Genomic DNA, 15800 nt, shown 5'->3' with positions numbered 1-15800 from the left:
CTGACCCCATGCAGTGCGACTACTTCGACGCGGGACGGTGCCGCTCGTGCACCCTGATGGGGGTGCCCTACGCCGACCAGCTCGCCGACCTGCAGCGCACGGTCGCGAGCACCCTGGCCGCGCACGTCGAGGAGGGCGCCTGGCTGCCCGCGATCCCCTCGCCCGAGAGCGGGTTTCGCAACAAGGCCAAGCTTGCCGTCGGCGGCACCACGGCCGCGCCGACCTTCGGGATCCTCGACGGCGACCTGCGCGGGGTCGACCTGCGCCGCTGCGGTCTCTACGAGCCCGGGCTGCACGACGCGGTGCTGCGGCTCGCCGCGGCGGTCCCCGAGATCGGGCTGCAGCCGTACGACGCCGCGGCGCGGCAGGGCGAGCTCAAGCACCTGCTCGTGACCGCCTCTCCCGCGGGCGAGCTCATGGTGCGCGTCGTCCTGCGCTCGACCAACCAGCTCGGGCGGGTGCGCCGCTCGGTGCCGCTGCTGCAGGAGCGGCTGCCCGGGCTGCGGGTGCTGTCGGTCAACCTGCAACCCGCCCACGCGGCCGTCCTGGAGGGCGACGAGGAGGTCGTCCTGACCGGCGCGGACACCCTGCCGATGCCGGTCGCCGACGTGGTGCTGCACCTGGGCACCCGCAGCTTCTTCCAGACCAGCACGGCGATGGCCGACACGCTCTACCGCCAGGCCGGCGACTGGATCGAGGCGGCCGCCCCACGGCGGATGTGGGACCTGTACTGCGGCGTGGGCGGCTTCGCGCTGCACGCGGCGCACCGGGCCCGCGCCGCGGGTCGCGAGCTCGACGTGCTCGGCATCGAGGTCTCGCCCGAGGCCATCCGCTCCGCCCGCCGGTCGGCGGCCGGGCTGGGCCTGGCCTCGGCGCGATTCCTGGATGGGGACGCGAGATCCTTGGCCGCGCAGGAGGACTCGCGGCCCGACCTGGTGGTCGTCAACCCGCCGCGGCGCGGTATCGGCGTCGACCTGGCCCGGCAGCTCGAGACGGGGCCGGCGGGCACCGTGGTCTACTCCAGCTGCAACCCGACCACCCTCGCCCGCGACCTGGACGCCATGCCCGGGATGCGGGTGACGGCCGCCCGGACGGTGGACATGTTCCCCCAGACCCGGCACGCCGAGGTGCTCGTCCTGCTGACCCGCCGGTGAGGTCCCCCGCCTGCGAGGATGTGGGCGTGCCCTCCCCCGTCATACGCCCCCTGGCCCTGCCGGACGTCCCGGCGCTGACCCGCCTCGTCGTCGCCAACCGGGACTACCTGCGCCCCTGGGAGCCGCGGCGGCCCGATCGCTTCTGGACCGAGGCCGGGCAGCGCGAGCTGGTGGAGAAGGCGCTGGCGGAGCAGGACGGCGGCCGGATGGCGCCCTACGTCATCCTCGACGACGAGGGCGAGGTCGCGGGGCGGATCAACCTCAGCACCATCGTCCGCGGCGCCGCCCAGCACGCGAGCGTGGGCTACTGGGTCGCCGAGGATCGCACCGGGCGTGGCCTGGCCAGCCGCGCCGTGGGGGCGATCTGCGTGCAGGCCTGGGAGGTATGGCGCCTGCACCGCCTCGAGGCCGGGACGCTGCCCCACAACCTTGCCTCCCAGCGGGTGCTGCACCGCAACGGTTTCCGCCACTACGGGCGCGCGACGAAGTACCTCCACATCGACGGCCGCTACCAGGACCACGAGCTCTTCGAGCTGCTCGCGCCCGACCTGCGCTGACGGACCCACCCCTGGCGTGTGCCCCACCCTGGCCCTAGTCTTTGCGCATGCATGCAAGTCCGCAAGAGCCCGTCTGGTCCGACGACGTGGTCTCGCTCGCCGTCGAGGTGCTGCGGGTCCTCGCCGACCCCACCCGGCTGCAGCTCGCCGGCCTCCTGCTCGACGAGGAACGCTCGGTGTCCGAGCTCGCCGCGCTCACCGGCCGCCCGGTCCCCGGCGTCTCCCAGCACCTGGCCCGGATGCGTATGGCGCGACTTGTCATCACCCGCAAGCAGGGCTCCTCGGTGCTCTATCGCGTCGAGAACGGCCATGTCCGCCAGCTCGTCGTGGACACCATCGGCCACGTGGAGCACCTGCTGGACGACGTCCCCGCCCACCACCGACGCCAGGAGAGCTGATGAACGGCCGACCCCGCTCGCACGACGAGCACCCCCGTCGCGAGCACGACCACGCCGAGCACGACGGCCACGGCCACGGCGGTCACCACCACCACGACGAGGGCCACCACCACGGCCATGGCGGCGGCCTCGCAGCCCGGGCCCGGCATACCCTCTCCGACCTCGTCGGCGCCCACTCCCACGATCCCGCCGATCAGGTGGACGACGCCCTCGAGGCCGACGTCAGGGGACGACGTGCCCTGTGGATCAGCCTCGCGGGACTGGCGGTCACCGCAGTGCTGCAGGGCGTGGTCGTGGCGCTCACCGGATCGGTGGCCCTGCTGGGCGACACCCTGCACAACGTGGCGGACGCCGCGACGGCGATCCCGCTGCTCCTCGCCTTCTGGCTGGGCCGGCGGCCCGCGGACGACCGCTACACCTACGGCTACGGGCGGGCCGAGGACCTGGCCGGCGTCTTCGTCGTCGCGATGATCGCCCTGTCGAGCCTGCTGGCCGGGTGGGAGGCCGTGGACCGGCTGCTGCACCCGCGCGAGGTCACCGGGCTGTGGGCCGTCGCGGCCGCCGGCGTCGTGGGATTCCTCGGCAACGAGCTCGTGGCGCGCTATCGCATCCGCGTGGGCCGGCAGATCGGCTCCGCCGCCCTGGTGGCGGACGGGCTGCACGCTCGCACCGACGGGTTCACCTCGCTGGCCGTGGTGCTCGGCGCCGCAGGCGTCGCCCTCGGCCTGCCCTGGGCCGACCCGGCGGTCGGTCTGCTCATCGCCCTCGCCATCGTCGGCGTGCTCCGCCAGGCCGTCGTGCAGGTCGGCCGGCGGCTCATGGATGCCGTGGAACCCCGGCTCGTCCACCTCGCGCACGAGGCCGCCGCCACGACCCCGGGCGTGCTGGGGGTCACGCGCCTCCAGCTGCGCTGGATCGGGCACACCCTGCACGCGACCGCTCGGGTCCAGGTGGATCCCACCCTGTCGTTCGCCGAGGCCCACGAGGTCGCCCACGTCGTGCAGACCCGGATGCACGCGGCCCTCCCCCGCCTCGGCGACGCCGTGGTGCACCCCAGCCCGGCCGACCCCTCGCACGGGGGCGCGGCCGCCGCGTCCGACGCCACCGGGTCCGTCACCACCAGGGCGAACGCCACCACGCCGGTCGTCTGCCTCGGCCATGGCGCCCCCGCCTGAGACTAGGCTCGCCGCGTGCCCTCGACCTCCCGCCTGCTGCGCGCCGCCCTGGTGGCCGGCGCCGCCCTGCTGAGCGCGTGCGCAGCGCCCGTCACCGCCGCGGACGAGCGCAACGGCAAGACGCTGGTGACCTACGTCGGAGAGGTCCGGGACTGCCGCACGACGCGGGTCACCGGCCTGGTGACGCAGAACCCGCGCGGCTGCTTCGAGCTCGACGGCTCACCCCTCGTCCTTCCCCACGGCACGACCTGGGCGGACGACGGGACCACCGTCCGGCTGCCCGGCGGCGCCCAGCTCCGCTCCGGCGCGGTCGTCTCGGGACAGGTCTGCTCCGAGGCCCCCCTGCCCGAGCGCGCGGGATTCGACTGCGGGGTGGGCGCGTCCGATCCCACCAAGGGTCTCGTGGGGCCGGTCGACGTCCAGCAGTGACCTCAGGTCCGGGCCAGGTGGGTGGTCGTCACCCACCAGCCGGGCACCGGGGGTCGCCACAGGCGGCAGGGCTGGGTGGAGCCCTTCCTGACGCCCAGGCACTGCGGGGCGCCGTCGACGAGCCCGTCCCAGGCGACCGAGAGCAGCCGTGGCTCGATCTCGTAGCCGCGAAGGTGGATCTCGCAGTCGCAGCTCGCGCCGCGGGCTGCCATGCGCCCCTCGACCCGGCAGGCGCGGGGCGCGCACTGTCCGCGCCAGGTCTGCACCCACCGCCAGGACCCGTCGCACCCGAACCGCTCCACCATCCGGCCCGTGTAGCAGACCACGCACTCCCCCGGCCGGGCGCCCATCAGCTCCCGGACCGCATCCTGCTCGACCACCGAGCCGCTCATCGGTCACCACCTCCTGGCCGCCAGTCTGACCCGCCGCGGGAGGCGGCGACCCGGGCGCAGAGGTGACCTGTGGACGGCCGGCCCGAATCCGCGACGCCTGTGGACAACCGGTCGGTCAGGCCATCTCGTCGCCGATCGGCGAGCCCACCTCGACCGTGCGGCCCACCGTGCAGAGCCGGTCGTGCGACATCCGGATGGTGTCGTGCAGGACGGCCCGCGCCTGGTCTCCCTCGGGGCCCTCGGGATAGGCCACGTCCCAGGTCACGGTCAGCCCGGTCATCTGTGCGGCCCCGTCGACCTTGACCTTGTCCCCGCTCACCGTGACCCGCAGGTGGGTGGGCTCCGCACGCCGGGAGGTGATGTTGTCGACGTCGATCATGGTGCACCCGCCGATCGCCGCGAGCAGCAGCTCCACCGGGGTGAAGTCGGCGTCCTCGCCGCTGCCCACGCGCAGGGTGCCACCCCGCACGTTGGTCGCGGTGTAGAACCCGAGGGAGGTCCGCTCCATGTCGACGGCGCGGCGGGTGTCAGGGCTTCCTGGAGTCGTCATAGCGCTTAGCCTGCCACCGTGACCGAGACCACCGTGACCCGCACCGGCGCGCCCGGCGCCCAGCCCGGCCGTCCCGTCCCCGAGGGCCGCCTCGTCCTGATGCGCCACGGCGAGACCGAGTGGTCCAAGGCGATGAGGCACACCGGCCTCAGCGACATCCCGCTCACGGCCGCCGGCGAGGAGGCGGCCCGGCGATCGGCCGTGCTGCTCGAGGAGTTCGACTTCGCGCTGGTGCTGACGTCGCCGCTGGAGCGCGCCCGCCGCACCGCCGAGCTCGTCGGCCTCACTGGCACCCAGGTCGACGCGGACCTGGTCGAGTGGGACTACGGCGGCTACGAGGGCCGCACGACCGCCGAGATCCGCGAGGAGCTGGGCTACGACTGGACCGTGTGGCAGGACGGCGTCGTGCCCGGCGACACCCCCGGCGAGTCCATCGAGCAGGTCGCGGCCCGGGTGCGGACCGTCATCGACCGGGTCATGCCGCTGCTCGTCGACGGCAAGGACGTCGCGCTCGTCGGCCACGGCCACACCACGCGGATCCTCACCAGCGTCTGGCTTCGCACCGAGCCACGCTTCGGCGCCCAGCTCGAGCTCGACGCGGGCTCGGTCAGCGTGCTCGGCTACGAGCGGCGATCCCCGTCGATCCAGCGGTGGAACCAGCCTGCCCCGCACTGAGCGGGTGACCCCGCCCGGTCCCGGCGGTATGCCGGAGGTCCCGTCCGGCATACCGCCGCTCAGCGAGGCAGTGACCAGGTGTGGACCGGCTCGCCCTCGTGCATCTGCTCGATGTACCGCTGCAGCATCCGCCGCAGGGCCTCGTCGCGGTTGGCCCCCCGCTCCTCGAGCCGCTCCACGCACGCGACCTGCCAGGAGGCGCCGTTGCGCTCGGCCTTGCACCGGTCCTCGACGATCCCGAGGTAGCGGTCGCGCGCCTTGGTGGACACCCCCCAGTCCTCCAGGCCGGCGTCGGCCATCGGCAGCAGCTGGCGCAGGACCAGCTCGTCGACGGGCACGTCACCCCGGCCGGGCCAGTACAGGTGCGCGTTGAAGCCGCGCCGGGCCCCGGCGAAGAAGTTCTCCTTGGCGGCCGCGAAGCTCATCTTGGACCACACCGGCCGCTCCTGGCGCACCAGCGCGTTGACCAGGCCGTAGTAGAGCGCCGCGTTGGCGACCGTGTCGGCGACGGTGGGTCCGGCGGGCAGGACACGGTTCTCGACCCGCAGGTGGGGCTTGCCGTCGACGGTGTCGTAGATCGGCCGGTTCCAGCGGTAGACCGTGCCGTTGTGCAGCGTGAGCTCGGACATCACCGGCGCCGCACCGGACTCCAGGACCTGCACCGGGTCCTCGTCGCTCATCTCGGGCAGCAGCGCCGGGAAGTACCGCACGTTCTCCTCGAAGAGGTCGAAGATGCTCGTCACCCACCGCTCCCCGAACCACACCCGGGGCCGCACGCCCTGGTTGCGCAGCTCGATCGGCCGGGTGTCGGTGGCCTGGTGGAAGAGCTGGATGCGGGTCTCGGCCCACAGCTGACGCCCGAAGAGGTAGGGCGAGTTGGCGCCCACCGCCAGCTGCACGCCCGCGATCGCCTGGGCGGCGTTCCAGCTGGCGGCGAAGTCGACCGGCGCCACCTGCAGGTGGCACTGCACCGAGGTGCACGCGGACTCCGCGGCGATGGTGTCGACGAAGGTCGTCAGCCGCTCCCCCGAGCGCCCCTCCATGTCCAGCAGCAGGTCCTCGCCGCGCGCCTCCATGATCGCCTCGTCCAGCGCGAGGTAGCGCGGGCTCGGGGTGATCGCGTCGCGGGTGAGCTCCTCGGGCATCAGGGTCGGCAGGATCCCGACGGTGACGATCTCCACGTCGCCGGTGCGCGACCGGGCGGCGTCCAGGTGCTCGCGCAGGTGGGCCTCCAGGTCGAGCCCACGGTCACCGGCCAGCGGCTCGGGATCCACGTTGAGCTCGATGTTGTAGCGCGCCAGCTCGGTCTGGAAGATCGGGTCGTCGATCTGGGCCAGGACGTGCTCGTTGGTCATGCTCGCCCGCATGTCCGGGCCGACGAGGTTGAGCTCGATCTCCAGACCCGCCTGCGGCTCGCTCGTCTCGAAGTCCTTGAGCCGCAGCATGCGTTCGAGGACGTCGACGCACTGCTGCACCTTCTCGCGGTAGCGCTGACGGTGCTCCCTCGCGTTGATCCCGGCGGTGATCTCCTGACCCATGCCCGACAGGGGACTACACCCTGGTGGTTACCGGCGCGTCCTGCTCGGATGACAGACGCGCCGGGTCCGGGTGCGGGGTCTGTCGGTGCCCGCTCCTACTGTGTGGGCCATGCGGATGCTGCACACCTCCGACTGGCACCTGGGGCGTTCCTTCCACCAGGTGGGGCTGCTGCCTGCCCAGGAGCTCTACCTCGACCACCTCGTGGACGTGGTGCGCTCCGAGGGCGTGGACGTCGTGGCCGTCGCCGGGGACGTCTACGACCGGGCGCTGCCGGCACCGCAGACCGTGGCGCTGCTGTCCGACGCGCTGGCCCGCCTCACCGACGCCGGCGCCCAGGTGGTCCTCGCCAGCGGCAACCACGACTCGGCCGTGCGGCTCGGCTTCGGCGGGCGGCTGATGGAGCAGTCCGGCGTGCACCTGCGGACCACCGTGGCCGACCTGCACCGCCCGATCGAGGTGGGCGGCACCAGGATCTACGCGCTGCCCTACCTCGAGCCCGCCGTCGTCGCCGCCGAGCTGCAGGGCGACGGCCCGACGGTCGAGCGCAGCCACCACGGGGTGCTGGCGTCCGCGCTCGCGCGGGTGACCCGCGACGCCGAGCGGCACCCCGGGCCGGTGGTGGTGCTCTCGCACGCCTTCGTGACCGGCGGCGAGAGCAGCGACAGCGAGCGGGACATCTCCGTCGGCGGCGTGGGGGACGTGCCCATGTCGTTGTATGCCGACGCGGACTACGTCGGGCTGGGCCACCTGCACGGGCGTCAGGCGCTCGCCGAGCACGTGCGCTACTCGGGGTCTCCGATCGCGATGAGCTTCTCCGAGGCGCGGCACACCAAGTCCGCCTGGTTGGTCGACCTGGGAGACGTCCGGCGCGGGCAGGTCCGGGTCGAGGCGGTGGATGCGCCCGTGCACACCCCGCTCGCGATCCTGCGCGGCCGGCTCGACCAGCTCCTCGCCGACCCCGCCCACCGCGCTGCGGAGCGGGCCTACTGCCAGGTGATCCTGACCGACCCGGTCCGGCCCCTGGACGCCATCGACAAGGTGCGGGCACGTTTCCCCCACACGCTGTCCCTGCAGTTCGACCCCCAGGGCGGCGAGCCGCGGGAGCGCCGGAGCTATGCCGCCCGGGTGCGCGTCGGCGACGACCAGCAGCTCGTGGCCGGCTTCCTGGAGCACGTGCGGGCCGGGGCCGCACCCTCCGCGCAGGAGCAGGCCGTGGTCCGTGAGGCCCTGGAGGCCGTGCGGGTCGCGGCGAGCGGCGAGGGCGCCCGATGAGGCTCCACCACCTGCGGGTCACGGCCTTCGGCCCCTTCGCCGGCACCGTCGAGGTCGACCTGGACACGCTCGGCGAGAGCGGGCTGTTCCTGATCAACGGACCCACGGGGGCGGGCAAGACCTCGTTGCTGGACGCGGTCTGCTTCGCGTTGTACGGCGACGTCCCCGGTGCTCGCCCCAAGGGGGCCCTGCGCTCGGACCACGCCGATCCGCAGGCCACGCCGCTCGTCGAGCTGGAGTGGTCGGCGGCGGGCCGGCGTTTCCGGATCGAGCGGTCACCGGAGTTCGAGCGGCCCAAGAAGCGGGGCTCGGGCACGACCCGGCAGCAGCACAAGGTGGTGATGACCGAGCTCGTCGACGGATCCTGGGCCGACCGCGGATCGGGACGCGCCGACGAGGTGGGCGGCATCGTCCGTGAGGTGCTCGGCCTCGGTCTGGACCAGTTCGCCACCGTGGTCCTGCTGCCGCAGGGCGACTTCGCACGGTTCCTGCGAGCCGGCACCGACGACCGGGCGGCGATCCTGCAGCGGTTGTTCGACACCGGCCGGTTCGAGGCGCTGCAGCGCTGGCTGGAGGCGCGCCGCCGGGATGCCGAGGCCGACGTCAGGCAGGCGCGGATCGCCCTGTCCACCCACCTCACCCGCGTCAACGACGCGGCGGACGCGCTGCTGCAGGTGGCGCCCGCCGGCCACGGGGACGATCCGCTCGCCGTCGGCGGTGGCGCACGGCCGGACCGGACCGGCACCGATCTGGCCGACGCCCTCGGGACCGCAGGGAACGGCGTCCTGGCCCGCGCCGCCGCGGGCCAGGACGCCGGAGACCACGACGAGGCGGGCCACGACCACCCGGTCCAGGACGACCCGGTCCAGGACGACCCGGACGGGCCCGACACCGGACCCGACGCAGCGCCCCGGCCAGGGGTGGAGTCGTCTCCCCACCCGGGTCCCTCCTCCCCGGCGCTGCGGCTGCTCGACCCGGAGATGACCGACCCCGCGGCGCTGGAGGAGGCGCTCGTGCGGTTGCAGCGGGACGCGGCCGTCCTCGCGGAGGGGCTCGCGACGACGGCTGCGCAGACCGACCGCCGGCAGCAGCAGGCTGCCGCGGCGGACGAGGCCGGGCGGCGCACAGCCGCCGCCCGCACCAAGGGGATCCGCGCAGCCCAGGTCCTCGCCGCGCTGGAGGCACGGTCCGACGAGATGGCCCGGGACCGCGACCGGGTGGCGTCGGCCGCCGCTGCCGCCGAGCTCCTGCCGCACGTGACCGCGGTCACGCGCCGCGAGCAGGACCTGGCGGACGCCGGGTCGGCCCTGGCACAGACCGTCGCCGACCTCCCGCCCGGGTTGGCCGGCCGACTGGACGTGCCCACCGGGCCTGCCGACCAGGCGACGGTCCCGGATCCGGAGCACGTGGCGACGACCCGGGAGGAGCTCGACCAGGCCGCCGAGGTCGCCACCCGCCTGGGAGCACAGGTGACCCGAGCCCGCGCGGCGGCCGGGGAGTCCGCGCAGAGCGTCGCTGCCGTCCGCGCCGCCGAGGCAGCGGTGGAGCAGGCGCAGGAGTCTTTGACCACGGCCGAGGACCAGGTGCACGCCCTGCGGGCCACCCTGACCGACCTGACCGACACGGCGCGGTCCGAGCCGGTGCTGCGCGCCCGGGTGGAGGCGCTGCAGGACGCCGCCGCGCGGACCGTGGCGCTGGCGTCGGACGACCTGCGGGTCGACCAGACGCGGTCGCGCCTGGTCGAGGTCACGGCGGAGCGGGAGAACGCCCAGCAGACCCTGGTCGACCTGCACGCCCGGCGCGCTGCCGGCCTCGCCGCCGAGCTCGCCCGCACCCTGCAGCCCGGGCAGCCCTGCCCGGTCTGCGGCTCGGCACAGCACCCCGCACCGGCGGCCGCCGGGAACGGCGACCTCGTCCCGCCCGAGCAGATCGAGGAGGCCGAGCACGAGCTCGCGTCGCGGCGGACCGCGGAGACCGCGGCGGCCGCGGCCCTGGAGGCCGCTCGCGCCACCCGGCAGACGCGCGCCGAGGAGCTCGCCACCAGGCTGACCGCGCTCGGGGTCTGCGACGCGGCCGACGTCGACGCCCGGCTCGAGACCGCCCGCCGGGACCACGACACCGCGCAGACCGCAGCCACAGGCCTCGCGCAGGCCACGTCCGCGCTGCAGGCCCAGGAGGCTGCGGTCGCCCGCCACCAGGAGTCGGTCACCCGGACCACGGCGGCGCTCGCCGCGGCCCGGTCAGGGGTGGACCTGCACCGCGGTCGGGCCGAGAGCGAGCGGGTCGACGCCTGGCGGCTGCTCGACGAGCTGATCGGCATGCCTCCGCTGGGGCTGGACGACTCCCCCACCGGGCCACGCACCGATCCCCCCGCCGACGCCCAGCTGCGCCCGGCCCTCGCCGCCGTCGTGACGGCTCAGCGTGCCCTGGACCGGCTGAGCGATCGCACCGCCGCGGCCGCCCGGGCCGACGCCGAACTGGTCGACGCGCGAGCGATCCTGCGAGAACGACTGGCGGACAGCGACTTCGCCGACGCCGATGCCGTGCGGGCAGCGGTGCTGCCACCTGAGCGGCGCCGCGAGCTCCAGGACGAGATCGCCCGCCACGACCGCGCGCTCCACGAGGCCACGCTCGTCCTGGACGACCCGGAGGTCGTCGAGGCTGCTCGGCTCCCCGAGCCGGACCTCGAGGCTCTGTCCCGCACCCTCGCCGAGGCGCGGGCGGTCGCGCGCCGTGCGGCGGAGGAAGCCGGCGTCGGCCGCCAGGCGGTGGCGGCCCTGACCGGGCACAGCCGCTCGGTGCGAGACACGCTCGCCGACCTGGGCCCCAGGGTGCACCAGGCGGAGGTGATCCGTGAGGTCGCCGACACCGTGGCCGGCACCGGCAGCAACAACGCCCGACGGATGAGCCTGCCCACCTATGTCCTCGCTGCGCGCCTGGAGGAGGTCGTCGTCCTCGCCAACGAGCGGCTGCGGCGGATGACCGACGGGCGGTACGAGCTGCGGCACTCCGACGCACTCGCCGCCAGGGGCGCCCGCAGCGGCCTCGGGCTGCAGGTCGTCGACGCATGGAGCGGCAAGGCCCGCGACACCGCCACCCTCTCCGGCGGCGAGACCTTCATGGCCTCCCTCGCCCTCGCGCTCGGGCTCGGGGACGCCGTCCGCGCCGAGGCCGGCGGCATCGACCTTGACACGCTCTTCGTCGACGAAGGTTTCGGCACCCTGGACGGGACCGCCCTGGAGCAGGTCATGGAGGTGCTCGACGGGCTGCGCGAGGGCGGCCGCAGCGTCGGCATCATCAGCCACGTCGCCGAGCTCCGCCAGCGCATCCCCGCCCAGGTCCAGCTGGCCCGCGGGCAGCGCGGCTCCACGCTGGAGGTGGTCACGACGGCCGACGTCCTCTGAGCTCAGGCGCGCCACTCCGGCGCGAGGATCGCGTACGACGCACCGTCCACCCACCCGTGCCGTGGATGCCAGGAGTCCAGGACGCCGTGCTGCTCCCGGCGCATGCCCATCCCTGCCATCAGCCGCGCCGAGGGGACGTTGTCGGCGTACAGACCCGCGCGGGCCCGCCGCACCCCGAGCTCGCCGAACGCGAGATCAAGTGCGGCACAAGCGATCTCCCGGCCCAGACCGACGCCCGAGACCGCCGGGTCGAGGCAGTAGCCGATCTCCGCCTCCATGCCCTGGACCGGCCCGCCCGGCTGCCCCGGAGCATCCCCGCGGATCACGAACCCGAGCCCGACCGCCCGGCCGTCCAGCCGGGCCACGAACCGGTGCTCCCCCGGCCCCGGGTCGAAGAGCCGCCTGCGCAGGGCCGCCTCGTCGGTCGTCGGCTCCAGCAGCCACTCCCCCACCTGCGGCAGGTTGCGCCAGGCCAGGATCTCGACGACATCCTGCTCACGGGCCGGGCCGAGCTCCAACCGCTCCGTGCGCCGCAGCCCCAGACCGGCCACAGGCGCTGGCAACGGCCGCCGGGGCAGCACCCGGGCGCTCGAGTCGCGCAGCTCGGGCAGACCGGTGACCTCCCCACGCCACTCGGTGGCGAGCAACCCGTAGCCATAGCCGTCGACCCACCCCCGCTCCGCGTGCCAGCAGTCGGCGACCGTGTGCTCCTCGCGGCGCAGACCGGCCTTCTCCAGCACCCGCGCGGACGGCGGGTTGTCCCGGTTGCAGCACGCCCGGACCCGGCGCAACCCCAGCCGGTCGAAAGCCGCCTCGACCAGCCCCGCGGCCAGCTCCGACGCGATGCCCCGCCCCTGCCACCGAGGCTCGACGAGATAGCCCAGCAAGGCCTCCACGTCGCGTGGCGTCTGCGGATGCTGTCCGGCCCCGTCGATCTCCAGGAAGCCCATCGCCACGGGCCGCCCCGTCGACGTCGACGACGCACGAGTGGTCCCGGTCGCTGCCCGCCACCGGCGCCCAACCGCGCCGGAACTCCTCCGGATCCACCTGCGTCCGCATCATCCAGGGGTTCACGTCCGGGTCGTTGCGCCACGTCAGGAGCTGCTCGACGTCCTCGGGGGTGGCATCGCGCAGCAGCAGCTCCCCACGGCGCATCGGCCAGATCGACGGCATGCAGGCAGTATGGCGACCGGACCGGCCGCCCGCCAGGCGATTTCGCCGCGCCCACGCCAGCACGCTCGACGACCTCTGAACGACGGCGGGGCCGACCACCTCACGGTGGCCGGCCCCAGACCCTCGGTCGGACCTCCCTCGGGTCCTCGCGCTGGTCGTCAGTCCTCGAACCCGACGGTCGGACCTCCTCGGCGCTGCGGGCCTCGGTCGTTCCTCCCTCGGGTCCTCGCGCTGGTCGTCAGTCCTCGAAGGCCTCGGGGCTCGGGCAGGTGCAGATCAGGTTGCGGTCGCCGTAAGCACCGTCGATGCGACGCACCACCGGCCAGTACTTCGAGCGCGGGTCGACACCGGCCGGGAAGGCCGCGGTCTTGCGGTCGAAGGAGTAGCCCCACTCCCCCGCCAGCGACTCGGCGGTGTACGGCGCGTGCCGCAGCACCGAGTCCTCCGGGCTGACCGCGCCGGACGCGACCTCGTCGATCTCCTTCTTGATCGCGATCATCGCGTCGCAGAAGCGGTCCAGCTCGCCCTTGTCCTCGGACTCCGTCGGCTCGACCATGAGCGTCCCCGCGACCGGGAAGGACATGGTCGGCGCGTGGAAGCCGTAGTCGATGAGGCGCTTGGCCACGTCGTCCACGCTCACACCCGTGTCGTGAGTGATGCCGCGCAGGTCGAGGATGCACTCGTGCGCCACGAGCCCGTCCTGGCTGTACAGCACCGGGTAGTGGTCGCCGAGGCGAGCGGCGATGTAGTTGGCGTTGAGCACCGCGGCGAGCGTGGCGCGACGCAGCCCCTCACCACCCATGAGCCGGATGTAGGCCCACGAGATCGGCAGGATCGAGGCGGAGCCGTACGGCGCGGACACCGACGGGCCGCTGGACGTCTCCGGTCCGGCCTCCGGGGCGAGCGGGTGGTTGGGCAGGTACGGCGCCAGGTGCGACCGCACGCCGATCGGGCCGACGCCGGGGCCGCCGCCGCCGTGCGGGATGCAGAAGGTCTTGTGCAGGTTCAGGTGCGAGACGTCCGCCCCGAACTTGCCCGGCCGGGCGACGCCGACGAGCGCGTTCATGTTGGCGCCGTCGACATACACCTGGCCGCCGGCCTCGTGGACCAGCTCGCACAGCTCGACGATGGTGTCCTCGTAGACACCGTGCGTCGACGGGTAGGTCACCATGATCCCGGCGAGCACCTCGCAGTGCTCCTTGACCTTGCCGCGCAGGTCCTCCATGTCGACCGAGCCCTCGGCGGTGGACTTCACCACGACCACCTTGAAGCCGGCCATCACCGCGGAGGCGGCGTTGGTGCCGTGGGCGCTGGAGGGGATCAGCACCACGTCACGCTGGTCCTGGCCGTTGGCGTGGTGGTAGGAGCGGATCGCCATCAGGCCGGCGAGCTCACCGGTCGCGCCCGAGTTGGGCTGCATGGACACGGCGTCGTAGCCGGTGATCTCCACCAGCCACTGCTGCAGGTCGGCGACGATCTTGCGCGAGCCCTCGGACTGCGAGGTCGGCACGAAGGGGTGCAGCGAGGCGAACTCCGGCCAGGTGATGGGCTCCATCTCCGTGGTGGCGTTGAGCTTCATGGTGCACGAGCCGAGCGGGATCATGCCGCGGTCCAGCGCGTAGTCGCGGTCGGACAGACGGCGCAGGTAGCGCAGCATGGCCGTCTCGGAGCGGTAGGAGTTGAACACCGGGTGGGTGAGGTAGTCGCTGGTGCGCACCAGGTCCTGGGCCCAGCCGGCCTCGAAGTCGGCAGCCACGGTGCCGGAGAAGTGCGCCCCGAAGGCCTCGACGACGGCCTCGACCTGGTCGCGGTCGGTGGTCTCGTCGAAGGACACCTGGACGGTGTCGGCGTCGACCTGCCACAGGTTGATCCCCTTGGCCAGCGCTGCGGCCAGGACCTCGTCGGCCCTGCCCGGCACGGACACCGTGAGGGTGTCGAAGAAGGACTCGGTGCGGACGTCGACCGCGGCGGCGACGAGCGCCTTGCGAGCCGCGGCGGTGTGCCGGTGCACCCGCTCGGCGATGGCGCGCAGACCGGCCGGGCCGTGCCACACGGCATACATGCTCGCCATGACCGCGAGCAGCACCTGGGCGGTGCAGATGTTGGACGTGGCCTTCTCGCGGCGGATGTGCTGCTCGCGCGTCTGCAGGGCCAGGCGGTAGGCCGGGTCGCCCGCCTCGTCGACGGACACGCCGACCAGGCGGCCGGGCATGGACCGCTCGAGGCCCTTCTTGACCGACATGAAGCCGGCGTGCGGGCCGCCGAAGCCCATGGGCACACCGAAGCGCGGGAGTTGCCGACCGCGATGTCCGCGCCCCACTCGCCGGGCGGCGTCAGCAGGGTCAGCGCGAGCAGGTCGGTCGCGGCGGTGACCAGGCCCTTGCCGGCGTGGACGGCCTCGCACAGGGCACGCCAGTCGCGGACCTCGCCGTCGGCCGCCGGGTACTGCACCACGACGCCGAAGACGGCCTTGCCACCCGCAGCGGCGGTGAGCTCGTCGGCCGTGGTCACGCCGGTCAGGTCGGTGCGGACGACCTCGATGCCGAGCGGCAGCGCCCGGGAGGCGATCACGGCGTAGGACTGCGGGAAGACCTGCTGGTCCACGACCAGGACGGCGTCCTTGGGGGCCTTGGCCGAGCGACGCATCAGCGTCATGGCCTCCGCCGCGGCGGTGCCCTCGTCGAGCAGGGAGGAGTTGGCGACGTCCAGGCCGGTCAGGTCGTTGACCATGGTCTGGAAGTTGAGGAGGGCCTCCAGGCGGCCCTGCGAGATCTCCGGCTGGTACGGCGTGTAGGCGGTGTACCAGCCCGGGTTCTCCAGCACGTTGCGCTTGACCACCGGCGGGGTGATCGTGCCGTAGTAGCCGAGGCCGATGAGCGAGGTCTTGACCTCGTTGCGGTCGGCGATGGCGCGCAGCTCGGCGATGACCGCCTGCTCGGTGGGAGCGGCCTCCAGGGCGAGCGACGGACCGTCGAGGATCGCGGCCGGCGCGGTCTTGGCGATCAGCTCCTCGACGCTGGGCTGGCCGATGACCTCGAGCATCTGCGCGACGTCGTCCGCGCGCGGGCCGATGTGGCGGGAG

Annotated in this window: 12 protein-coding genes and 1 pseudogene; 8 read left to right on the top strand and 5 right to left on the bottom strand. The window is 73.8% G+C overall.

The annotated features are described in order from the left end of the window. Positions 1-8 precede the first annotated feature (8 nt). From MM438_RS05155 to MM438_RS05135, 5 genes are read left to right on the top strand one after another with little or no spacing between them, the layout of a single operon-like run. Complete coding sequence (locus MM438_RS05155) at positions 9-1154, top strand: methyltransferase domain-containing protein (RefSeq protein ID WP_241451448.1); 1146 nt, start codon at positions 9-11, stop codon at positions 1152-1154. Between the two features lie 26 nt (positions 1155-1180). Next, a complete protein-coding gene (locus MM438_RS05150) occupies positions 1181-1711 on the top strand; it encodes a GNAT family N-acetyltransferase (protein WP_241451447.1) in 531 nt (176 codons plus the stop codon). Positions 1712-1758: 47 nt separating this feature from the next. Continuing rightward, positions 1759-2109, top strand: a complete 351-nt coding sequence (locus MM438_RS05145; protein WP_241451446.1) for an ArsR/SmtB family transcription factor — start codon at positions 1759-1761, stop codon at positions 2107-2109. Continuing rightward, positions 2109-3284: a cation diffusion facilitator family transporter gene (locus MM438_RS05140; protein ID WP_241451445.1), complete on the top strand. Its 1176-nt coding sequence runs from the start codon at positions 2109-2111 to the stop codon at positions 3282-3284. The genes MM438_RS05145 and MM438_RS05140 overlap by 1 nt, the downstream gene beginning before the upstream one ends. A 15-nt stretch (positions 3285-3299) precedes the next feature. After that, positions 3300-3713 carry a hypothetical protein gene (locus MM438_RS05135; protein WP_241451444.1) on the top strand — a complete coding sequence of 138 codons (414 nt, stop codon included), beginning with the start codon at positions 3300-3302 and terminating at the stop codon, positions 3711-3713. Positions 3714-3715: 2 nt separating this feature from the next. Here MM438_RS05135 and MM438_RS05130 read toward each other — a convergent pair whose 3' ends face one another. After that, positions 3716-4105 carry a DUF2695 domain-containing protein gene (locus tag MM438_RS05130; protein WP_241451443.1) on the bottom strand — a complete coding sequence of 130 codons (390 nt, stop codon included), beginning with the start codon at positions 4103-4105 and terminating at the stop codon, positions 3716-3718. Positions 4106-4220: 115 nt separating this feature from the next. Beyond that, positions 4221-4655, bottom strand: coding sequence for an OsmC family protein (locus tag MM438_RS05125; RefSeq protein ID WP_241451442.1), 435 nt, complete (start codon positions 4653-4655; stop codon positions 4221-4223). An 18-nt stretch (positions 4656-4673) separates the two neighbouring features. Here MM438_RS05125 and MM438_RS05120 point away from each other — a divergent pair, with 18 nt between their 5' ends. Beyond that, entirely contained in the window at positions 4674-5330 is a 657-nt protein-coding gene (locus tag MM438_RS05120) for a histidine phosphatase family protein (RefSeq protein ID WP_241451441.1), read from the top strand. Between the two features lie 59 nt (positions 5331-5389). Here MM438_RS05120 and MM438_RS05115 read toward each other — a convergent pair whose 3' ends face one another. Beyond that, entirely contained in the window at positions 5390-6868 is a 1479-nt protein-coding gene (locus tag MM438_RS05115; RefSeq protein ID WP_241451440.1) for a glutamate-cysteine ligase family protein, read from the bottom strand. A 109-nt stretch (positions 6869-6977) separates the two neighbouring features. Here MM438_RS05115 and MM438_RS05110 point away from each other — a divergent pair, with 109 nt between their 5' ends. Together MM438_RS05110 and MM438_RS05105 are read left to right on the top strand one after the other, a co-directional pair. Next, complete coding sequence (locus MM438_RS05110; RefSeq protein WP_241451439.1) at positions 6978-8141, top strand: exonuclease SbcCD subunit D; 1164 nt, start codon at positions 6978-6980, stop codon at positions 8139-8141. Further along, positions 8138-11545 (top strand): AAA family ATPase, encoded by a 3408-nt coding sequence (locus MM438_RS05105; protein WP_241451438.1) that lies wholly within the window; start codon positions 8138-8140, stop codon positions 11543-11545. Before MM438_RS05110 ends, MM438_RS05105 begins: the two co-directional genes overlap by 4 nt. Positions 11546-11547: 2 nt before the next feature. Here the strand turns inward: MM438_RS05105 and MM438_RS05100 are convergent, their stop codons facing one another. Both MM438_RS05100 and gcvP read right to left on the bottom strand, forming a co-directional pair. Then, positions 11548-12495, bottom strand: a complete 948-nt coding sequence (locus MM438_RS05100) for a GNAT family N-acetyltransferase (RefSeq protein ID WP_241453318.1) — start codon at positions 12493-12495, stop codon at positions 11548-11550. A 461-nt stretch (positions 12496-12956) separates the two neighbouring features. Then, positions 12957-15760 (bottom strand): annotated as a pseudogene (gene gcvP, locus MM438_RS05095) (aminomethyl-transferring glycine dehydrogenase). Between the last annotated feature and the right edge of the window lie 40 nt (positions 15761-15800).

The organism is Arsenicicoccus dermatophilus (genome assembly GCF_022568795.1).
Taxonomy (GTDB): domain Bacteria; phylum Actinomycetota; class Actinomycetes; order Actinomycetales; family Dermatophilaceae; genus Arsenicicoccus; species Arsenicicoccus dermatophilus.
This window is presented reverse-complemented; position numbering and strand designations above follow the sequence as displayed.